The organism is Aureliella helgolandensis, from assembly GCF_007752135.1.
GTDB lineage: Bacteria > Planctomycetota > Planctomycetia > Pirellulales > Pirellulaceae > Aureliella > Aureliella helgolandensis.
Genome location: NZ_CP036298.1, coordinates 3,585,642 through 3,607,699, shown reverse-complemented (window position 1 = coordinate 3,607,699; position 22,058 = coordinate 3,585,642). Strand labels below are relative to the sequence as shown.

At 56.3% G+C, this 22,058-nt stretch carries 17 protein-coding genes; 9 read left to right on the top strand and 8 right to left on the bottom strand.

The features are described from left to right. Nucleotides 1–719: 719 nt before the first annotated feature. The 4 genes from Q31a_RS12860 to rpsT all read right to left on the bottom strand — a co-directional run bounded on the left by Q31a_RS12860 (nt 720) and on the right by rpsT (nt 3,359). Nucleotides 720–1,106 (bottom strand): hypothetical protein, encoded by a 387-nt coding sequence (locus tag Q31a_RS12860; protein WP_145078181.1) that lies wholly within the window; start codon nt 1,104–1,106, stop codon nt 720–722. Between the two features lie 375 nt (nt 1,107–1,481). Further along, nucleotides 1,482–2,096 (bottom strand): dTMP kinase, encoded by a 615-nt coding sequence (gene tmk / locus Q31a_RS12855; RefSeq protein WP_197356788.1) that lies wholly within the window; start codon nt 2,094–2,096, stop codon nt 1,482–1,484. A 138-nt stretch (nt 2,097–2,234) separates the two neighbouring features. Further along, nucleotides 2,235–2,960 carry a DUF268 domain-containing protein gene (locus Q31a_RS12850; RefSeq protein ID WP_145078179.1) on the bottom strand — a complete coding sequence of 242 codons (726 nt, stop codon included), beginning with the start codon at nt 2,958–2,960 and terminating at the stop codon, nt 2,235–2,237. A 126-nt stretch (nt 2,961–3,086) separates the two neighbouring features. Continuing rightward, the gene (rpsT, locus tag Q31a_RS12845) at nt 3,087–3,359 is read right to left on the bottom strand and encodes a 30S ribosomal protein S20 (RefSeq protein WP_145078177.1); all 273 of its coding nucleotides are present in this window, start codon (nt 3,357–3,359) and stop codon (nt 3,087–3,089) included. Between the two features lie 114 nt (nt 3,360–3,473). Here rpsT and cobA point away from each other — a divergent pair, with 114 nt between their 5' ends. From cobA to Q31a_RS12825, 4 genes are all read left to right on the top strand, one after another. Further along, on the top strand, nt 3,474–5,063 hold the full coding sequence (gene cobA / locus Q31a_RS12840; RefSeq protein WP_145078175.1) for a uroporphyrinogen-III C-methyltransferase: 1,590 nt from the start codon (nt 3,474–3,476) through the stop codon (nt 5,061–5,063). Between the two features lie 112 nt (nt 5,064–5,175). Then, nucleotides 5,176–6,267 carry a UDP-3-O-(3-hydroxymyristoyl)glucosamine N-acyltransferase gene (gene lpxD / locus Q31a_RS12835; protein ID WP_145078173.1) on the top strand — a complete coding sequence of 364 codons (1,092 nt, stop codon included), beginning with the start codon at nt 5,176–5,178 and terminating at the stop codon, nt 6,265–6,267. Between the two features lie 79 nt (nt 6,268–6,346). Continuing rightward, nucleotides 6,347–7,363 (top strand): LpxI family protein, encoded by a 1,017-nt coding sequence (locus tag Q31a_RS12830; RefSeq protein ID WP_231691179.1) that lies wholly within the window; start codon nt 6,347–6,349, stop codon nt 7,361–7,363. A 276-nt stretch (nt 7,364–7,639) separates the two neighbouring features. Further along, nucleotides 7,640–9,472, top strand: a complete 1,833-nt coding sequence (locus Q31a_RS12825; RefSeq protein ID WP_145078169.1) for a hypothetical protein — start codon at nt 7,640–7,642, stop codon at nt 9,470–9,472. Nucleotides 9,473–9,778: 306 nt separating this feature from the next. Here the strand turns inward: Q31a_RS12825 and Q31a_RS12820 are convergent, their stop codons facing one another. From Q31a_RS12820 to Q31a_RS12810, 3 genes are all read right to left on the bottom strand, one after another. After that, nucleotides 9,779–10,672: a hypothetical protein gene (locus tag Q31a_RS12820; protein ID WP_145078167.1), complete on the bottom strand. Its 894-nt coding sequence runs from the start codon at nt 10,670–10,672 to the stop codon at nt 9,779–9,781. Next, the gene (locus tag Q31a_RS12815) at nt 10,669–11,445 is read right to left on the bottom strand and encodes a hypothetical protein (RefSeq protein ID WP_145078165.1); all 777 of its coding nucleotides are present in this window, start codon (nt 11,443–11,445) and stop codon (nt 10,669–10,671) included. Before Q31a_RS12815 ends, Q31a_RS12820 begins: the two co-directional genes overlap by 4 nt. Before the next feature lie 266 nt (nt 11,446–11,711). Then, complete coding sequence (locus Q31a_RS12810) at nt 11,712–13,448, bottom strand: nucleoporin (RefSeq protein WP_145078163.1); 1,737 nt, start codon at nt 13,446–13,448, stop codon at nt 11,712–11,714. A gap of 370 nt (nt 13,449–13,818) precedes the next feature. Here Q31a_RS12810 and Q31a_RS12805 point away from each other — a divergent pair, with 370 nt between their 5' ends. From Q31a_RS12805 to Q31a_RS12785, 5 genes are all read left to right on the top strand, one after another. Further along, nucleotides 13,819–15,744 (top strand): ATP-binding protein, encoded by a 1,926-nt coding sequence (locus Q31a_RS12805; RefSeq protein ID WP_231691178.1) that lies wholly within the window; start codon nt 13,819–13,821, stop codon nt 15,742–15,744. Beyond that, nucleotides 15,741–16,823 (top strand): hydantoinase/oxoprolinase family protein, encoded by a 1,083-nt coding sequence (locus Q31a_RS12800; RefSeq protein ID WP_145078161.1) that lies wholly within the window; start codon nt 15,741–15,743, stop codon nt 16,821–16,823. The genes Q31a_RS12805 and Q31a_RS12800 overlap by 4 nt, the downstream gene beginning before the upstream one ends. After that, a complete protein-coding gene (locus Q31a_RS12795; protein WP_145078159.1) occupies nt 16,816–17,430 on the top strand; it encodes an amino acid kinase family protein in 615 nt (204 codons plus the stop codon). The genes Q31a_RS12800 and Q31a_RS12795 overlap by 8 nt, the downstream gene beginning before the upstream one ends. Nucleotides 17,431–17,550: 120 nt before the next feature. Then, nucleotides 17,551–18,543: a proline racemase family protein gene (locus Q31a_RS12790; RefSeq protein WP_145078156.1), complete on the top strand. Its 993-nt coding sequence runs from the start codon at nt 17,551–17,553 to the stop codon at nt 18,541–18,543. After that, nucleotides 18,536–19,789: an NAD(P)/FAD-dependent oxidoreductase gene (locus tag Q31a_RS12785; protein WP_145078154.1), complete on the top strand. Its 1,254-nt coding sequence runs from the start codon at nt 18,536–18,538 to the stop codon at nt 19,787–19,789. Before Q31a_RS12790 ends, Q31a_RS12785 begins: the two co-directional genes overlap by 8 nt. A 54-nt stretch (nt 19,790–19,843) precedes the next feature. On the opposite strand, the gene Q31a_RS12780 is transcribed toward Q31a_RS12785, so the two are convergent. Next, complete coding sequence (locus tag Q31a_RS12780; RefSeq protein ID WP_145078152.1) at nt 19,844–22,006, bottom strand: peptide MFS transporter; 2,163 nt, start codon at nt 22,004–22,006, stop codon at nt 19,844–19,846. Nucleotides 22,007–22,058: the final 52 nt, after the last annotated feature.

The following is a 22,058-nucleotide window of genomic DNA, read 5'->3' as shown; positions in this document are numbered from 1 at the left end:
TCATCGGCCTCCGTCACGGGCTTGTCCCGGCGGAGCCAGCGATTGGATTCGATCGAGTTGCTGAAAGTTGACACAGAATTTTCGACGAGCGTTGACGGCGAACCGCTCATTGCATCCAACAACATCGCTCAAAAACAGAGTTCACTCGTGTTGCAGCCTCTCCGCACACCGCTCAGAGGCACTGGATAGAATTACCCGCACAACACCATCTTCCGCCCCCTGCTAACTCGCTAGTTTCAGCAGAGATCTCTGTGCAAAGTGTTGTATTTCCTCCGGCACAGCTTCCCCCCACTAACCACCTTACGGGAATCGATCCGATAAACGCTATTCAGGCAGAAAATCCGCAACACCACCCTCCACCGGTGTCGGGGGACCTAGCTCTTTGTCAAGATTTTGTCGCATATCACCGCTCTAAAGGCTCGTCGGAGTTTTCTGACCCGAGGCGGAAACAACTAACTCTGTTCTTCATCGGTTCTGTGACACGCAGAATACCACAATCACTAGGAATGGCATCCATACGCATGCTGACATTCCAAGTCCCATGGAAACAAGAGTTGCGGTCGTTGCTGAAAAACCACAGCCGCTGATCGTCCGTGCAGCGAACTCACCAATAATAGGCGAGCCCAACCATCCGAATATGAACGCAACAAGTAGTAGTATTCGCCAAAGCCAAATCCGAGGCATCGTCACATTCCTCTAGTGAAAACCTGACAGGCGTACTACGATTCAAAAAAGTAGCAGCGACCATTAAGCCCTCGGTACATATTCGGTGGGCATTCTTCAAGAATGTCGCCGTCGCGAGGTATTCCTTTGGTTTTCTCTGGGAAAGTATCAGTTTCTGTGAATTTGCCGTCTTCGCAAGCGAATTTGCACTCAGCAAACATGCCGCCTTCAACTATGCACATCCCAAAATTGATGCCAGGAAGTAACTTTACTCCTTGTCTCCCTATAAGCTTGGAAGCATTGAGCCCAAGCTTTTTCACGAGGAACTTCCGCAATTTATGGCGTAATTGCTTGAGGACTCGATCAGGCAGTGCAAGAGACTCGAGCTTTTTCAAAACGCCCGCCGTTAACCCCGTACCCTGGGCGAGTCTGATGAGATTCAACAAGCCCATCGCAGCGGTAGCAGCACGCCCTGGTACTGCACCTAGGTATTCCCAAGAGCTGTACGTACGGAAGAAGGCAAATCATTCTTTAGGTCGTCCAACAGCTGATTGATTGCCTCATCTGTCATACCTAGAAAATAGCATTGCGACATGCATCCTTGACTGAGAATCCACTCCAAAGAGTTGAGTGTAGCGTCTTCTTCATGCTCAGTTTCACTGGATGGAACCTCGCTTCCGAACCACCAAACCGCACGAGGATCCCAAGGCCAAACCCAATCGTTGCCCAGTGGATCGACTGCTGACTTGCACGCAAATACGCCTGAGTATAGGCCCAAACCAATCGAAACATACCCAATAGGATCTCTGGAGCGGGCCCTAGGCTAGATTTCGTGATAGCAGGGCGTCTACGATGGTTTGATGAATCGTGGGAATTGGTTGGGTAGCGTCTAGAATACAAGCTGCGGGGAGCTGCTGCGATTCGGTGAGGAAGCCTTCTCGAACTCGCTGCATGTACTCGGCACCGCGGCTCTCCAGCCGATCGGCTTCCCCTTGCAAGCGGCTCAAGGCCACGTCGACAGGCAGATCAAAGACGAATGTCAGGTCGGGTTGCAGGCCTTCGGTGGCAATGGCTCCGACGCTGCGAATGGCTTCGACGGGCAGCCCTCCGGCATGGCCTTGATAGACGATATTCGCCAACAGATAGCGATCGCAAATCACGATTTCTCCCGCCTCGATTGCCGGAAGTATTTGACTGGCCACCAACTCGGCTCGACTAGCCATGTAGAGCAGCATTTCGCTCTTCATGGAAAGCGGAATCTCCTGCCGATGCAACAGGATTTCACGCAAGGAATCCCCCAGTTTTGTTCCGCCAGGATCCCTCAAAGAATGGACCATTCGACCGCGTTGGCGGTACCACTCGGACAGCAAGGCGACTTGAGTCGACTTCCCGCCACCATCAACTCCATCAAGGCTAATAAACACACCGGACATGGAAATTCTCTAAGAGTTCAATAACTGTTATGCGGAAGATGAAAGGGAGCTCAATTGCCCGGCCAACCTTGTCAACGTCTCTCGGGCGAGCAATGATCGAGGCACCCGCACCGGGGCAGGAGCCGTGCCAGCTGACACCTATGCAGTCGGACGCTCGAACCAAAAGCAACCGCAGCCATAGCGCTGCTGCTCAGCCAACTCAAAATTGGGATTTTCCAGCAGACCTTGGGATGCATCGTCGGGCAACAGCGACCATGCTTTGAGCGACAGCTCGGGCAACTTGTCGACTACCATTTGTGGATGGTAAATGCGGTGTGCGTTGTACTGAATGCGGGGACGACCAACCGGAACGACGATGAGCAAGTTTCCGGCCGGCGCGAGCACTCGTTGCAGCTCCTCGAGAGCTCTTGTATCGCCAGTAGCGTTGATGGGATCGCCATAACGGCCGAGTCCGATGTGCTCAATGGTGTGCAGGCACGACAGACTGGCAACGCTTTGATCGGAGAAGTGCAGATTGGAGAGATCTGCCTTCCCGCAGTGGAGATTCGCTAGCTGAACGGCGGCAGGGCGAAAATCGTAGAACTCGAACGGGACAAAAGCCGAAGCAATGGTGGCGAAGTAGAGGTACGAGCTAATGTCGACATGCTTCGTTGGCCGAGTTTGTGCCAGGACGCGAGCGGCCCAAGCGGTGTGATAGATGTAGTGACCATCGAACGGTTGATCACCGGTATCATCCTTGAGCTGCAGCCACCGGTCTGACCAGTTCACCGTGAATTCCGGACGTTTGGCCGCGTTCTGTGCCGAGAACTCGCGGTACTGCCTTAGAAAGCGCATGTAGCGCAACGGGTTTCGAAGTATCTTCATCCAAAGGGCCCTGATGATTCTGGAAGGAGCAGACCGTGACCGCGTCCGAGCTGGGCGCAAGAAAAAACCGTCTCAATCTTGGGAGACGGTTTTTATTGATCACTGAAGATTGCTAGAGCGACTCGCCTAAGCGGCTTGCTTGGCGGTCAACAGCAAGTGAGACATGCGACTCTTCAAGCGAGCAGCTTGATTGCGATGAATCACGCCATCTGCAGCAGCCTTGTCAAGCAAGCGGCAGCCTTGCTGTGACAGTTCTGCAGCCGCGTCAAATTCCTTGGCCGCGACAGCCTCGCGGAATTTACGCAATACATGGCGCATGCGTGTCTTTTTAGCCCGATTTCGATCGCGACGAACGATATTCTGTCGCAAACGCTTTTTGGCCCCCTTGGTGTTTGGCATCTAAACAATCTCTTACACTAGCTGGATGTCTAAACGGTCTGGAACCCATTCCCGACCTCTAAATTCACTACTTATTTACCCACGTGTCGGCACGCCGCTGGCAGGCAGTTCAATATGATGTCTGATTCTTCCCAATCTGTCCAGCCACGTTCGGCAACTTACGTGCAGGAAAATAGCCAGCAGGGGTATGTGTACCTCGTTGGCGCCGGACCTGGAGACCCCGGTCTGATGACACTTCGCGGTCGTGAGTGCTTAGCTAGAGCAGAAATTGTCCTCTACGATGGCCTGGCCAACGAGCAGCTACTGGAGCTCGCCCCCCAAGCAGAACACTTATGCGTTGGAAAACATGGTCGCTTACCATTCTGGACGCAGGCCGATATCAATGGCCGCTTAGTGGAGCTGGCGCAGCAAGGGAAACAGATCGTCCGCCTCAAAGGGGGGGACCCGGGTGTATTCGCCCGCACTGCCGAGGAACTGGACGCATTGCATACTGCGGGAATTGGCTTTGAAGTGGTACCTGGCATTACGGCAGCCATGGCGGCAGCGAGCTACGTGGGCATCCCCATTACACACCGCCATCACGCTTCCGCCGTCGCCCTGATCACGGGGCAACAACAACAGGATGGCACTCCCCAACCGATCGATTGGGAGGCGTTGGCCCGCTTTCCAGGCACTCTCATCTTTTACATGGGAGTGACGACAGCCGAGCAATGGACCACCAATCTCATTGCGGCTGGGAAACCGGCAACTACTCCCACCGCCATCGTAAGACGGTGCTCTTGGAGCGATCAGAAGGTCGTCCGCTGCAATTTGGGAGATGTCATTCAACACCTGACGCCGGACGGCAAAATGCGGCCTCCCGTCATCACCATCGTGGGGGACGTCGCTGCCTTGGGGGACCAGTTCGATTGGTTTACAACTCGGCCGTTGCATGGTTGTGGCGTTCTAATCACGCGGGCAGCCGAACAATCCCACGAGCTGGCCGAGAGCTTGCGCAGCCTTGGTGCCACCGTTTATTGCCAACCTCTTCTAGAAATCATCCCGCCGAGCGATGCCCAATCGCTCGCGCAGGCCACTCACCAAATTAAGCTGAAGCAGATCGACGGCATTACCTTTTCCAGTTCAAACGGCGTTGAGGGCTTCTTCAACTATCTCGACGCAGCAGGACTCGACGCTAGGGCCCTAGCGGGCATGCGACTCGCCGCCGTGGGGCCTGCAACCGCAGCTTCCTTACAGCTACGAGGCGTGCGAGCTGATGTGGTGCCCGATAGCGATTTCAGTGCTGTAGGATTACTGAGCAAATTGTCCGGCTCAGTCGACCAGCAGCGGTGGCTCGTTCTGCAGACCAATCACAGCGCCGCAACCCTCCACGAGGGCCTACGCCAGCAGGGGGCCGAGGTCCTTACCGCGATGGCTTACGAAACAAGAGCCGTTTCCGACCTTTTGCCAGCCACGCGAACCGCCTTGGAGGCAGGTCGCATTCAACTGGTGACCCTTACGAGTTCCGCGATCGCGCGCGTCGCCACGGAGTTGCTAGCTGAGTATTTACCCAGCTTGCAGGCGATTAGCCTTAGTCCAGCCATTTCGACCGAGCTCAAACGTTTGGGCTGGCCTGTCCGGGCGGAGGCTGGGCAAAACACGATGCCCGCGTTGGTCGAGGCGATCTCGCAAAGTTTTAAGGTTGCCGCAACCCCAGCAAAATGATACTTCTGGGGAAGCGATCGAACGGAGTCCCTAACCACCGGCTCTCGTGTTAGCCATACACGATCAGAAGCTAGCGGACACCGTCAAAAAACAATTAGTCAGGGAGGACCTCGTGCGCGCAGCAACACTTTATCAACTAGCCGAGCTTACCGGTGGTGAAGTCCACGGAGACGGTGATATCGTACTCACCAACGCCTTACCGCTCCAAGATGCTCAGCAGGGGTGTATCACTCTCATCGATTCCGCTCGCAACCTAGAACGTTTGAATCGCTCTAGTGCAGCGGCGGTAGTCATGACGACTCCATTGGCGGGGTGCAAGAAGCCCGTGTTAATCGTGCCCAATCTGCACGCGGCCTTTATCCAAATCGTCGAGCATTTGCGTCCGCCCCATTCGATTGAGCTCCGTAGCATCCATCCGATGACAGCCGTCGACCCGACGGCGGAAGTTGGAGAAGACGTGTGCATCCAAGCTGGGGTGAGTATCGGCCCCAATTGCAAGATTGGGAAGGGATGCACTCTGTACGCTGGAGTGCAGATCTTGGCTGGTTGCCAGCTGGGCGAAAACTGCACCCTCTACCCCAACGTCACGCTGTACGAAGGGACGATCCTTGGAGATCGGGCACTGCTGCACGCGTCATCCGTCCTCGGTGCATTTGGCTTCGGCTATCGCCAGGTCGAAGGGCGGCACGTGCGCACGGCACAGCTTGGCTGGGTCGAAGTTGGCGACGATGTAGAAATCGGCGTTGGCAGTACCATTGATCGTGGCTCTTACGGTCCTACTAAAATTGGACATGGCACCAAGATCGACAATCAAGTTCAAATTGGACACAACTGCCACATTGGTCAACACAATTTAATCTGCTCGCAAGTTGGCGTCGCGGGTTCAACCACCACCGGCAACTACGTCGTTTTGGCGGGACAGGTGGGTGTCGCTGATCACATCACGCTGCATGATCACGTCCAAGTCGGGGCGCAGTCTGGAGTGATGGCAGATCTAGAAGCGGGTAGCGTAGTGCTGGGAAGTCCCGCCTCACCGAGCAAACAACATATGTTGACCGTAGCTGCAATTACGCGACTCCCGGCCCTGCGCAAGGAAATGCGATCGCTGCAGAAACGGCTCGACCAACTGGAGCAAGCCAGCAAGACCGCGGGCACCAATGGAGAGCAGTCGTCTTGCTCGGACGAGCAGCGAGAGGCCGCTTAGATCCAGCAGGTTCACTCCCAAACTAGTGCTCGCCCCTCGCACCGTTGTGCATCCAAGCCTAATAGAAGATAGATCTCCATTGGAACGACCAACCGACAACGCCTCGCTGCAGACTTCAGCCGACACACCGAAGCGCGTTGGCATCATCGCTGGCTGGGGAAGTTTTCCAGTTGAAGTGGCTCAGCGGTTTCGCGACCAGGGCTATGAGGTTTATGTCGCCGCCCTGAAAGGGCATGCCGACGAACGGCTCGAGGAAATTGCGACCAAAGTCAAATGGTGCGGCGTGTTGAAGCTGGGAGCTCAAATGCGGTTCTTCACTCAACACCGAGTTCCCCAAATCGCTTTGGCTGGCAAGATCTTCAAAGACCGCATCATGTACCACGGCTATGGGTGGATCCAGCATTTTCCAGATCTGACCTGCCTGCGGATGTTCGCCAGCAATTTCATCACGCGCACGCGTGACGCATGCGACGACACCCTAATGTCCAAAGTGGTTTCGACTTATCTACAGCGAGGGATCGAAGTGCTATCCATAACGCAAATCGCACCGCACCTGCTTGCCGAAGGCGGGTGCCTCACGCGTCGTAAATTAAGCCGCTCCCAAAACGCAGACATCCAATTCGGTTGGAAGATCGCCCGCAGCATGGGCGGACTTGATATTGGCCAGAGCATCACCGTCCAAGAGCAAGTGGTGCTGGGGGTCGAAGCCGTCGAAGGCACCGACGCACTCATTGCACGCACGGGAAACCTCTGTCCCCGCGGCGGTTTTACGCTGATTAAGGTGGCCAAGCCCAATCAAGACTTGCGGTTTGATGTACCCACCATCGGAATGCAGACCATCGAGCGCATGGCCGCTGCTGGAGGCACGGCGATTGCGATCGAAGCGGGCAAAACAATCTTTGTGGATCGCGAAGCAACGCTAGCATTGGCCAACCGGAAGGGTATCGCGATTATTTCGTTAGTAGCGGATGAAATACCTGCTGCGCCGACAGGATCAGGTGCGACTGCAGGCGTCTCTCACCGAAGCGAGCCACTTGAGCCGAATTCAAGCGAAACGCAGATTCCCCAAATGTTACGATCGCGAGTTGCAGCTTAAGAACGAATAGGCAACCCCTCTGGCTAGCAAGAAAATGTCTTGCCTTCTGCCGTCGATGACCTACCATTCATCGAACCAACTTGCGTAAATCTGTGCTCCCTGCCTGCGCCGTCACAATCGTTACAACCGGAACGTGCGGCGAATGGCAAACGCAATTTTCTCGTAATTGGTTAAGCTCCAGTGTCGCTGTGTTGACGCGGCCCAGGGCGCTGGCATCAAACATAGTGCACGTAATCCGCTGACGTAGTTTTGCAATATCCTTCGGGAGTCTTCTCCATGCCGATTAACCAAGTCGAACGCGACTTAGGCTCAATCAACTGTCCCAGCTCGTCGAATCGCTGCGCCGCAGCGCATCGCAAGCCGTTGAAGTTGGCCGGTGTGATGTTGCTCACTGCTGGTTGCTGCCTGGGGGGACTCGCGCCCCAACAAGCACAAGCCGGCCCTTTGATCGATTGGCTGTTTGGCGCTAGGCGCACTGCGCCAGCCTATCCCGTTGGGCAACCGGTACCAGTCGGTAGCGGGAATGTCGCCGGTTATGCGCCCTACAATGCAGCGGTGTCCGGCTACGGCACTCCGACAGCCAGTCCGGTACCGATGATTCCGAATGGCTATGCCACGAACTACGGAAACTACTACGGCTCGCAATTGCCAGTCATTGGTTCAACGGGCGCTGGTTATTCAACCCCGCCGCTTTCCGGCATTGCGGCCGCAACCATGCCTCCCACGGTTTCCTACGTACCCAATTATGGCACGCAGTCTCTGCGTGCCCCAGTGACCTACTACCGACCGATGCTCTCGACCGATCCACGCACGGGAGCGCAGGTTGTCGCGATGGCTCCCTGCACCTCCTACGAGTATCAGGCACAACGAGTCCCGACACTTGGACGCAGCTCACTGTTCGGATCCTACGCACCGCCGGCCGCGCCGCAGACAGCGCCAGGCATGCAATCGTACACACTTCCCAGTGGTGGAATCCCGTTGGGCTACGCTGCTCCCAGCATGATGGCCCCCGCAGCCACCAGCTATGGTTACACCAGCGGGTATGGCAGCTATTCAGCCTTGCAAACGCCCACAACCGATTTGACGGCACCGCCCCCGGCATACGGTACTCCGGGTTCCTACCCAACCAATCAATATGGCGCCACACCGTACTACAACACGACCCCAAATTACAGCACCAACAACGGTGGCAGTTGCGGGGGATACAGTGGTTCCTCCAGTCCTGGCTATCCCTACACGGTACCTGGGCTCTCGGCTCCCCCGAGCCTTCAAGCCGCGCCTACTTCGCCACCACCTTCCACGAGTGCCCCTGCACCAAGTGGATCGTACCCAGGCAGCACAGCGCCTCCGTCGAGCAGTTCACCGAGTGGCGTTTACCCAGGACCTAGCAACGACCCCGCGGATTCGCCGCCGAGCCTTCCGAACTTCCCCACGTCGACAAGCGCGGCGAGCAATGATTCATACCGTCCCTCGCTCCGAAGCATTACGCGTCAGCCTCGCCAAGAGGAAGACACTACCGTCGCCCAGCCGTCCACGGACCAGCCACGCAGCTCTGCTCCAGCCATGACGCCACTGCCAGCGCCACGTGGATTTGATGCATCCCCCAACTGGAATCCTGGTCTATTGCGTGAGGGAGATATGACTGCCTCCCACAACGCCCCGCCGCAATACGTGCCTCTGGCAGCGCAATATGCGGGTCAATCCACCGCGATCCATTGGGCCAGTTTCGAATCTGAAACAGCTAGTCGCCAGACGCCCGAATTGCCAACGAACAGACTCCAACTGCGTCCTCAACTTCCCACTGTTGAATCCGAGTCGAGCCTGCAGAGGGAATCCTCGTACGGGTCGACGCCCCAGTCTGGCTTACGGAATTCCCGCGTTCGTCCCTCGACCACGCCAGAACCTCGCACTCCTTGGGGCGAGTTGGAGTTGAGCAGTGAACCAGCGGCGATCTCTTCCGAGCAATCGCATGCAATGGGTAGTCCAACACCCGAGATTCGGCCTCAGACGCCAACTGCGCGACCATCCAGTGAATCGTACCGTACACCATCGGCCGCTCCAGCGAGCAATTCGTTGTACAACACCGATGGTTGGAAGCCGGTACGCTAGACGCTCGCCAGAGCTGTAGCAGGACGCGTTGCAAGCAAATACAAGCCGAACTTCGGCCTACTTCGCGACAGATCCGAATGCAGACGTTTTGCGTTTTACGCCGTCTACCCCTGGCCGTAGAAGCTAAACCACAATTCTGCCGGTCTGAAACAGCAGATCCAGCGCGGCTAGGTGACTCGCCGGCTAGTCACTGCCGCCCTTCACCTTGCCGCCCTTCGCCCACGCTCGCCTACGCATTGGATGCTAGCTTCGCAGCGCAAACTGCAGCGAGACTGTCAATTCTGCAGGCTCCCTCAAAATAACGCGTCATTCGGCTTCTGCCGTAGATTCCTGCAGTGTTGCCCAGGGTAGATAGGCTGTCAAACCGGCGGCCAGAAATGCTGCGTAGAGGGTTTGATCTGCAAGCAGTCCGATTGAGAAGCAACTCAACAGGCCACATGCGATCCCCAACGTTCTTGCTATCGGAATCGTTAGCAACCAGAGGGTTAGCAATTGGATTGTGATCGTTCCATGGGTTAGAACATTGACGAGCCACGCACGATCCCGAAACATGTCGATGTTTAACAGTTGCGATTGCCCGTTGGCTGCCAACCACCACACCGCTTCGCCTCTCCACCAGACTAGGCCGCCCAGCTGACTGAGAACCCCAGCAGCCAAGAGCAACCAGAAGTGCACTTGAATGAGCCTGAGGACGAGGTTGGGCAACCAATCCGAACTAGCGGTCCGAGACGTCGCCGGATGAGCGTTTCTCAGGACAGTTCCCGGGGCGATAATGAGATAGCCAAGCGACGCCGCGATAGCAGGTTCCACCGCACCACTCAGCCACCCAATGCGATGTATCCAAGCCAGGGACCACAGCCAAAGAATGGCCAAGGTCACGCGTCCCCCCACACCGACGCCGGCCAACACTCCTAGGGCCACACCGGCGATGATCCAAAACTGCACGAAAATGCTCGAGGTGCCCCACCAAAGAGGAGACCACAGTTGCCAGCGTGGAGTCTCCTCAAATGCAACGAACTGCGCACTGAGGTCTGGACTTAGGATGCCGGTTTCTCCGAACCAGTCGTTTGCTGTCGGTAGAAAGCTGAGAAACCAGATTGCGACAACCCAGCACAGGCTACACCGAGTCAGATTGGTACAGGAGGCGGCGCGATTGGAAAACCAAAAACGGTCCCAACTTTCTCCGATGGCATTGATCATGGCTGTTCTCCCTGCAGCGGCAGGCGAGGCTTGCTGGTTCGGAGTCCATCCTGAGCCGGAACTAACGTGAGCTGTCCATCGGCGGATCTTAAGATCCTAGCCGAGTAGAGCACTTCGTCTTCAAACAGGTCTTGGCTTAGGGAGCCCTGTGCAGATGTGAGGATCGAGTATTCGTCGTAGCTGGGCGCAAAGGGTACCACGAACCGAATGGCATCGACCGAAGTCAAATCGCGTTGTCCCGCAGTCGCCAAGATCTGAGCTGCCACTTCGGAGAGAATTTCACTGTCGGGAATCTCAAGGGCGATCAACTGGAGGATGCGCGAAAGATTAGGCCATCGAGATCGCGACCAATTCGCTATTCCATTCGCCCCAGCCTGTTCACCGGGTAAAGCTAAAGGAATCCAATCTGCGGCGCGATCACCCGCACGGTGCAGCTGGACATGCAATGGGCGATTGATATCCTCAGCGTGTGTCAATTCAATCGGTACCGCTCCGTAGTCCTGCCCGGTGGAGACTAGATAGGGTGCGGCAATGTCCAGCAGTTTGCCTTGCAGATAACTTGCAGACAAGTTGGCGGCCAATGAGAGCACTACAAGGGAGAGTTGCACCACGACAAGCAGGCTTACCCAGCGACGCACGACCGGCGAAGGAGGCTGCGGCGAGGAATGCACGGAACCATCGGAGGTTCTCCCCTCGACACCGGAGCGGGCCGCACTAGCCGCGTCGGCAGCTTGGCCCTCCACGTGTCGCTGCGATCGTTTCTTTCTAGGCATGGAAATGCTAAATCCAAGGGACCGATGAATTCGACTGGCTGCAGACGCCCTAGGCGAGCCAGGACAGACCGGAGGCGGCAAAACACCGCGTCGGAAGAACTATAAAGTCGAAAGGGAGGCAAGCCATCGAGCTTGCCTCCCTTGGGGAAGATCGTTTTTCCCGCTCGCATCGCCTATGAGCTCTAGTCTCTCCCGCAGCCCCAATTAGGGCCTGCCAGCGGAGATGAACTCGAAGCGGTTGCTGCCGGGAAGCTAAGGAACCGCATTCAAGGGTTGGACGTCGCGATAAACTTGACTTGCCCACTCGGAATACGACTTGCGATCTGTACGATCAGAGCTCTGTCCACTGGGCTTAGACGCTCCATTGGGACAGTGCAGTACTTGCCATTGTCCTTGAGCAACCGAACGCTATCGCTTCGAATTTCAGCCAACTGAGCCTCAACTTCAAAGCCCCCCGTGTTATCTCGCCAAGTGCGGAATTCGCTGCTCTTGAACAGGTCATCAAAGGGATCGGATTCGGCTTCTTCCGCTGCTTCGGCAGGCACTTCTGGGGTTCCAAATAGGTCGTCCAAATCGGTAGGAGCCGAACTATCGGATGTCGAAGTAGGCTTTCCGAACAGGTCATCCGCAGAATCGTCACTGCTACTTGGAATACCAAACAAATCGTCTCCTGCGGTGGGAGCCGGAGCGGGATCAGCTGGTGTACCAAACAAGTCATCACCGTCCGCCGGGGCCGCGTCGTCGGCAGGCACTTCGAACAGGTCATCGCCTGCGGCTGGTACTTCGTCGGCAGCCGGAGCTCCGAACAGATCGTCGCCTGCGGGGGCCGCGTCTGTCGCAGGAGTACCGAACAGATCCTCACCTTCAGCGGGTGTGGCATCCGCAGCGGGAGCTCCAAACAGATCGTCGCCTGCGGGAGCCGCGTCGGTCGCGGGAGCACCGAACAGATCCTCACCTTCAGCAGGTGCGGCATCCGCGGCAGGAGCACCGAACAGATCGTCGCCTGCAGGAGCCGCGTCGGTCGCGGGGGCACCGAACAGGTCCTCACCGGCAGCAGGTGCGGCATCCGCGGCGGGAGCACCGAACAGATCGTCGCCTGCAGGAGCCGCGTCGGTCGCGGGGGCACCGAACAGGTCCTCACCGGCAGCAGGTGCGGCATCCGCAGCGGGGGCACCGAACAGATCTTCGCCTGCAGGAGCCGCGTCGGTCGCGGGAGTACCGAACAGATCCTCACCGGCAGCAGGTGCGGCATCAGCGGCGGGAGCACCGAACAGATCATCGCCCGCAGGAGCCGCTTCAGTCGCTGGTGCGTCGAACAGATCATCGCCAGTCGCAGGGGCCGGCTCAGCTGGCGTGCCGAACAAATCCTCTTCTACCGCAGGCGCAGGAGCTGGATCAGCAGGGGTGCCAAACAAATCGTCGTCCGGTGAGGGAGCATCACCAGCGTCGGGAGCCTCCCCAAACACATCCTCGGTTGATGGCACCGTTTCCTCCACGGCAGGAGGTTCAGGCGTTTCGACGGCAGGGGCAGGCTCGGCGGGAGCAACGTCTGATGGGCTGCTAGGCTGCTCAGCAGCGGGCGGCTCAGGAGCTTCTGCACTTTCTTCGACGACTGCAGGCGCGGGAGGTGGCTCATCCGCGGCTGGAGCCTCGGAATGCTGGGGAGCAACGTCCAGGGGAGCAACGACGGAATCACTGCTCGACCAGGGCTCAACCGGCATGGACTCAACCACTGTCCCACAGCCACAGTCGGTTGCTGGGGGCATCCATTGAACGCCACTATCGCAGCCACAGGCACTTGGCGCGCCACAACTTGCACAGCCTGAATCAAACCCCACGTCGCATGGAGTGCTCGGGACACAGCATTCCACCGGTGGACATGCCGCGCGTTTCTTAAGCCAACCGCGAAGTCCGCGACCGGCCCAAACGGGATTGAAAGTGATGACAACTGTTAGGAGCGCGACTGTGTTGAAGCGAATCCAGTACCGAAAGCCTTTTGACATATGTCCGTTCCCCGTTTTCGGGCACCGTGAAAATGTTGTGGGATGTAGAGATATTCAGGTTATGCTAGTCACAGAATTCGGGACAAGCAAGCAAACATTACAACCGAAAGTTGGGAGATAGTCCAATAAAATACAGAAACTAGGCTGTTTGAATGGATAAATCATACAATCCCCCCTCCTTTAGCAGTCGCTAGTTTATCTCGGATTTTACCGCACAACCTGCGAGATGCAGTGGAAGTTGCGATTCCTGGTAAGGCAGTTCATGCGGTAAACTTGGGTTCAACAAGCGTTCCCTACTGAATGGATCCCAAATCGATCGCCCTCCCCTGAGTCTTACACTTGGGATTTCCGAAAGCTGCAGCCTCAGTCGATGCGAGCCACGTTCCAGTCTATTCTCAACTTCTTGCGGGCCATCATTCGCGTAATAGTGGTCGGTTGGAGCCTCGAAAGCAAAAGCCTACTCTTCTTGGCCTTCGCACTCGTCATCCCCATCGGCTCTTCTTTCTGGTTCGTGCTTGAAGTGGTGGCCGACGGCTTGGTAATGCAAACCACCCAGCAAGCGGCTCGCGATTACGCAGATTCCATGGTGGCTTGGAGCCACGTCGATCGAGATATCCCCAGCATTGCCAACCCGGTATTCCCCAGTGAATACTTTATGCCCGACGTGCTGAAAGAACTCCGTGAGGACCTGATCGAGAATCCCAACTATCATCACGAGTTCTTGATGTTGGAGGAGACCAGCCAGCACATCGAATTGGATCAAGCCGAACATCCCCAGGATGCGCAGGAGCGACGCGTCTTGGAGGATCTGCAGATTGAATTCCGGCAATATTTGGCGGAGCAGTCTTCCGCCTCCGAGGCCGCAGCAGGCGGAGGTGCCTCCAACACCAATCCATCGCCGTTGTCCCCCTCGGTCGCAACCTCAACAGGGGCCGCAACGGAGCCACCGGACATTTTGTTGACGGATCCACTGGCCACGACCAACGATCCCTTGAATGCTGCTGAGGAGCCCACTCGACGCTTTTTCTTTCGAGAGGCTGGGCCCCTCTATCCCGCAGAAAACGAGCGCAAGGATTTCTTTGGACCAACTCCCAGCGAAGGCTGGTACGTCTACTACCATGCAGTAAAGTTCACCGAAAGCTGCATGCGCTGCCACAAGCGGTACCCGACATCCACTGCCGAAGCCATCCCGTTCCGAGTCGTGAAGGTCTTGCTGCCGCACCGGCAAACGCAAGTTGCATCAGCCACCACGCTGGCAGTAATGATCGCGATCGCAATGGTCACCGTGGCTGCGACCTTGGTAATCGTCCACTGGGTTCTAAAACGCCTCGTGTTGATGCCCTTGAAACACCTGCGGAGCGTTAGTGATGAGATTAGTCGCGGCAATACCAATCTCCGCGCCAACATCGATACCGGCGATGAGTTCAATGAGCTGGCAGATGCGTTCAATCGGATGATTCGTCACATGACGGAGAGCCAAGGGAAATTGCAAAATCTGAACCAAGAGCTCGACGTGCGCGTCGACCAACTCGCCCAAGCCAACCTCAACCTTTTTGAAGCGAATCGACTCAAGAGCGACTTTTTGGCAAATATGAGTCACGAATTGCGCACTCCCTTGAACAGCATTATTGGCTTTAGCGATGTACTGCATGACATCCCCTCGCTATCCGAGAAGCAGAAGCGCTACGCCTCCAATATTCAACGCAGTGGCAAGCTCCTGCTCGACATGATCAACGACATCCTCGATCTCGCTAAAGTCGAAGCGGGCAAAATGACCGTGACTCCTACCTCATTTAACCTTGTCTCCTTGACGCACGCCCAGTGCGATATGTTGCGCAGCCTGATCGACGAAAAGAATATGGGGCTGCAAATTGAGTCGGACGACCCGCAGATTGAGATTTTCCAAGACCAGCCCAAACTCCAACAGATCCTCACCAACCTACTCTCAAACGCCATTAAGTTCACGCCTGACGGTGGCCTCATTACGGTTTCCATGGGCCGCGTTTCAGAGTCCTTTTTTTATGTCACGGTCGCGGACACGGGCGTGGGCATTCCCGAATCCGACTTTGAAATCATCTTTGAGAAGTTTCGACAAAGCAACGAAGTCTTGCAGAACGATGGACTAACCCGCAAATTCTCCGGTACAGGGCTTGGCCTGTCGATTGTCAAAGAGCTTTGCAAACTATTGGGAGGCGAGATCCGATTGACCAGTCAACTTGGGACGGGCAGCAAATTTCAAATCATCTTACCCATTCACTACGCACAAACTAACTCCGCAGAAATCAACGCAACATGAGTTCGCTCGCTTCCCCCACGATTGTTGGCGCAGATATCGGGGGTGCCAATCTTAAACTGTCCGACACCACAGGTCGGTGCGTTTCGCGGGCATTTCCGATGTGGCTGGAACATCAGCACTTGGGCCAAGTCGTGCGGAACATGCTGACCGCTACCGACTGGATCAACCTAGAGCAGGTCCACCTAGCCCTCACCCTCACTGGCGAGCTGGCCGATTGCTATGCAACGCGACGCCAAGGGGTGAAGCACATCATCGAATCGATATCCTCAGCAGTTCCCACTGCAGGAATCAGCGTCTACGGAGTGGATGGAACTTGGTACTCCGCCGAGGATGCATGCCTCTCTCCCTGGACAGTGGCGGCTAGCAATTGGCACGCACTGGCGAACTGGATTTGCAAGTCTCAGCGTTTCTCCCCGTCTACTCTGCACGCCATCGTCGACATCGGTTCCACCACCACGGACATTATCCCCTTGGTCGATGCGCAAATCGCGACCACCGCTCAAACGGACCGGCAACGCATGCAACTGTCGCAGCTGGTCTATACCGGGATGGAACGCACGCCGCTAGCGATGGTCCTTTCCGAGGTAAGCCTGGCGATCGACGATCCGCAAGTCCCGATTGCGTGCCCTCTCATGGCAGAGCGGTTTGCCACCATGGACGACGTCTACCTCGTGCTGGGGCTCACGCCCGAACAGTCGCACAACTGCGATACGGCAGATGGACGACCACGAGATATCCAATCCGCTACGGCGCGATTGGCGCGAATGATTGGCGAAGATGCGGAGACTCTTTCTAGCGAACTCATTGGTACGTTAGCCACTCAGGCCCTGGATGCACAGGCGCGGCGGGTGGCTGCAGCATTGGATACCAATCTTCGCGCCGCAGGTTGCGTGGGATCCGCCAAGATTCTCCTAACCGGCCATGGAACAGCCCTGTTTCGCCAAGCCCAAGTGCATTCAGCTTTCAGCATCGAAACCGTTGCTCTCAGCGATATCCTGAGTCCAGAAGCAGCCCGCGTTGCGCCGGCGCTGGCTGCTGCTCAGCTGTGCTCCATGGATAGAGCTGAACAGCATGCATAAGCAGGGCTCTCCGCGGCCGATTCGTATTGTGAAGCTAGGTGGTAGCTTGTTGAACACTCCAGACCTGCGAAGTAGGTTTGATCGCTGGTGCGCTGCAAATCCCCATCCGTGCACCCTCGTATTGGTAGGCGGTGGCAGTTTGGTGGATGCCGTTCGCCAATTGGATGCGGTCCACCAATTCTCAGCGACCTTTTCCCATTGGCTTTGCATTTCGCTTCTTGAGCAGACGGCGAGGCTGGCCCACCAACTGCTGCCCAATCGCTTGCTCATCGAGACACGAGAGGACCTCGATTTCTTCCTGAGTTCGCGATGCGCGACAGACCGACGGTCGCAACAGTCTGTGGCAATTGTGCAGGTCGGTTTATTCATCCACCCCACTCAAGGCGAGATCCAGCTGCCCGAGAGCTGGGACATTACTAGCGATTCAATTGCCGCGGCCTGTTGCCAACGAATGAACGCCGAGAAACTGGTGTTACTGAAGTCCGTTACGGTAACTCGCCCCATGGATAGATTGGATGAACTAGCCCAGCAAGGAATCGTCGACCCATACTTCCCTGACTTGGCAAAATCTCTACACCAAGTAGAGATCGTAAACCTACGCGAGTAACCGTGTTGCCCAATGTACGGAGAGTTGGGGTTCCCAGTATATTGGGCAGCACCAGGCCCGATTGGCATCCGACCACTCCTCAGAAATCCCAATCTCCCTAATCGCCACGAGCGCCCATCTATGCAACGTATTGAGTTTGTCGATACCCATACTGGCGGTGAGCCGACACGGATCATCGTCGAGAGTCCGATACGCTTTGCAGGCACCACGTTGGCAGAACGCAAAGTCGAATTCCATCAGAAATTCGATGATTTTCGCAGAGCGATGGTGTGCGAGCCAAGAGGCAACGATGTGCTTGTCGGCGCACTATTGACTCCACCGCTCGATCGCTCCTGCGGCGCTGGCGTCCTATTTTTCAACAACATCGGCGTGCTAGGCATGTGCGGGCATGGCACCATGGGAGTAGCTGTTGCGCTCCATCATTTGGGACGCATCGCCCCCGGCCAACACAGGCTAGAAACACCCGTTGGTGTGGTGCCATTTGAGCTAGGGTCGCATGGCAGAGTGACTCTTCAGAACGTTCCCTGCTATCGCTTTCGGCGCAACGTCCCGTTGGTGCTCCCAGACGGACGCGAGGTCCATGGAGATATTGCCTGGGGCGGGAATTGGTTCTTTCTTTGCCAAGACCATGGATTGCGGATTGGACTCGACAATCAACCTCAACTCGACGCATTGGCACGCAGTATTCGATCCGCATTGCAGCAGCAGCAGATCACGGGACGAAACGGTGAGGAAATCGATCACGTTGAACTCATTGGACCAAGTAGCTCGACCTCCGTCGCCGATTCACGCAACTATGTTTTATGCCCGGGTGGAGCCTACGATCGCTCTCCCTGCGGCACTGGGACGAGTGCCAAAATTGCCTGCCTGGCCGCCGATGGCACCTTGCCGCCAGACGGTCTCTATCGCCAGCAGAGTATCGTGGGAAGCGTTTTCGAAGCAACCTACAAACACCTCCATCCCGAGCACTCGGAGAGCCTGGACACAAGCGGACAACTGGCGGCCTTGAGGCCCATCGTTCCCTCCATCACGGGCACTGCTTTTATAACAGGTGCCGGGCAACTATTGCTCGACCCTCAAGATCCCTTCTGTATGGGAATTCAACATGGGTAGCCGTGGTCATATCGTGGTTGTCGGCGGTGGAATTATCGGGGTGACCAGCGCTTGGTATTTGTCGCGAGATGGATGGCAAGTCACCGTGATTGACCAAGGGGAAATTGGTCGCGCCTGCTCTTATGGAAATTGTGGCTTGGTCTGCCCCAGCCATGTACTACCATTGACCGAACCGGGCGCATTCAAGGCGGCTCTCACCGCCATGCTGACACCCAACAGCCCATTCCGTATCCAACCTAGACTCGATCCGGCGCTCTGGAGTTGGTTGTGGAATTTTGCCAAACGCTGTAACAAGCGCTCCATGCTCTCTGCGGCTCACGCGATCCAGGCGCTCCTAACATCAACATTGCGAGAGTACGAATGGCTTGTTTCCGAGCAAGATGTTGCCTGTGAATGGCAAAAAAAGGGACTCCTCTTTCCCTACCTTTCGCCTCAAGCCTTCGAATCTTACGCTGCAACCAATAGCTTGCTGACCGAAGTTTTCCAGGAACCGGCACGCAAGCTGAGCACACAGCAAGCCATTGAGCTCGAGCCGACGTTGAAGGATTCGATCGCAGGCGCATGGTTCTACGAACACGACGCACATCTCAGACCAGACCGTCTGATTGCTTCCCTACAAACTCAAGTGGAGCAGCGGGGCGGCGCATTTCTGGAGCAGTGCAAGTTCAAGGGGCTGCAGACTCAAGAAGGCCGAATCGATGCCATCGAAACCAGTCACGGAATATTAACGGGTGATCGATTTCTATTTGCAACCGGAGCATGGGCACCAATGCTCAACGAACATTTGGGTTGCAAGATTCCGATTCAACCCGGCAAGGGCTACTCCATCACGATGCCACGCCCCAACCGCTGCCCCAACATTCCGATGATCTTCCCCGAGCACCGGGTGGCCGTGACTCCCATGCTAAGTGGTTATCGACTGGGGTCGATCATGGAATTTGTGGGTTACGACGAATCGATACGCCCAGAGCGTCTTGAGTTGCTACGCACCGGTGCGCAACACTACTTGCACGAACCTCTCGGAAAGCCAGAGCTGGAAACTTGGTACGGCTGGCGGCCAATGACCTACGATGGCTTACCGGTCATCGACCGCAGCCCACGTTGGAACAATGCCTGGGTTGCTGCTGGACATAACATGCTCGGGTTAACCCTCGCACCGGTCACGGCCCGTCTGGTCACGGAGTTGATCGGAGCGGAGACGCCGCATCTCGATCCAACACCGTATGGGCTCGCCCGTTTTCAATAGCCTGACAGCTCGTCAGGCCGTAGCGTTGATACGCGGCAACAAGCAACGCCGGTTTTAGGTTGCGCCAGCTTCATCCACGCCGAGGTGCATCCATTTCTTCAGGAGCGGTGACATGGCCAAGCAGACCAAGCCGGTCACACCAGCCATCACCGCGACCAGCCAGTACACATCTCCATAGACATTCACGGTCTCAGCAGGGATTGGTACCACGTTGCCTCCATCGTTTACCACGGCATACTGAGCAATGATTGCGGCCAGGAATTGGGCAAAGGCAGTTGCTAAGAACCACGACCCCATCACCGTACTGACCAAATGGGCTGGAGTCAGCTTGGTCACCATGGACAGCCCCACCGGCGACAAGCACAGCTCGCCCGTAGTCAGCAGCAGGTACATCAACAACAGCCAGACGGCGCCAACCATTCCGTCACTATCCGCCAATTGCGCGCCAAAGTAGAGCATGCCGAAAGCCAAGGCAACTTGCAGCAAAGCCAAAGCGAATTTGGTAGGTGTGCTGGGTTCGATTCCGCGCGCCCCTAGATAGCTCCAGGTCGCGGTGAAGAGCAGACCAAACAACATGATGTAGACCGCATTGACTGACTGGAACACGGAGGCAGGTATCTCGCTACCGCCAATGCCGAGCTTCCCAACACTCTCCTCTTGGAAGGTCCACTCCACCACTTTGTCCGCATCCTGGGCTGCCTCACTCTTGGCGAACTCACGCAAATAGGTAGCGGCGGTCATCGTCAACTTGGGCTGCGATAGCAACTCCGCGAGCAGCGTCTCCATTTCTTCTGGCGAGGGCCGGCGTTCCTCTTCGCGAGCGGCTTCGATCGCGCGCGCCGCTTTTTCAATTTGCGTATTGATGCTGGCAGAGCCGTTCACATGCCCCAAATATTCCTGACTCAAATAATCGAACTCTCTTGTCTGATCATTGGCTGGAATGAGACGCAGCGTGACGGTCTGCCCCACATCGGACTGGTCGGCCAGTCGTTCTTCCGTTACACGATCGATGTTGCGGTCGGTGAAGTTGTTGAGCGAACTTCCTTGTTGTTCAAAAAAGGCCCAGAACACAATCGAAAAGAAGGTCAGGGTAAACACGACGAACATCCTCTCTCGGGCGATCTTGGTCATCCGCAACGCCTCCCAAAACAGATAGATCGTCGCCAACAGACCGGCCGCAATTAGCACCAAACCGGCAGGACGACTCGCCTCCTCAACCGAGGTTGCAAGCCCTCGCACGAGAGCCGATTCGCTGGCTTGCAGCGGCTCAATGACGCTCTCCGGCAACAGCGACAACTGCTCAGGAAACATCGGTAGGACCGAGAAACCAGAGACAAGCACGACGAAGATGGGAATGATCAGGAATGTACCGACTAAGACGTAAGCCAAATTGGTTCCGTAACTCTTGGGATCTGGAGCGTTGCCGACCTGCGCAGGAAGACCGCCGCGCGCAAGCGCCACGATCGCTGCCACGGAAGACAATGCCAGGGCGAACAGTACGAAAGTGTTGAGGGCCACAGAGAAAATGTCGCTCGCTTGAAAAAAGATGATGCCATAGGCACTAGCGGCGGCCGTAATGAAGATCAATACCTGGGTTAGGCGGGTGGGCGCAACAAACAAGGCCAAGCCAACGAGCATGCCGATCGTAGCTAGGCCAAACCCGCGGTGCCAGCCGTACGTTTCGCCCACATATCCGCACAAGAGTGGCGCCAGGGCAGCCCCCAAATTGATTCCGATGTAGAACAGTGTAAATCCGCCGTCTCGCTTCGGATTGGAGGCCGAGTACAGATTGCCTACCATGGAGGAAATATTGGGCTTGAAGAAACCATTACCGGCAATCAGCAGCCCCAACGCCGAGAAGAACCAGAATTTATCCTCGGACATCATCATCAAGTGCCCTGCGGCCATCAGCAACCCGCCGATGATCACCGCAGTGCGTTTACCCAACAGGCGATCGGCAATCATCCCGCCAAAAAAGGGAGTCATATAGACCAGGGCGGTGTAGGCACCGTAGATCGCATTTGCATCCTTTTCGCCGAAGCCAAGCGTCCCCTTAATCATGTACAGAACGAGCAATGCTCGCATGCCATAGTAAGAGAATCGTTCCCACATCTCGGCAAAAAACAGCGTGTACAATCCGGTGGGATGCCCAAACAGCGTTGGCAAATCGTCCGGATTGAACGCTGGATTGGGACGTTCTGAAGCGGTGGTTTCCATTGCAGACTCCAACTTGGGCAGTGTAAAGGCAGGACTGCAACAGGTTAACGTG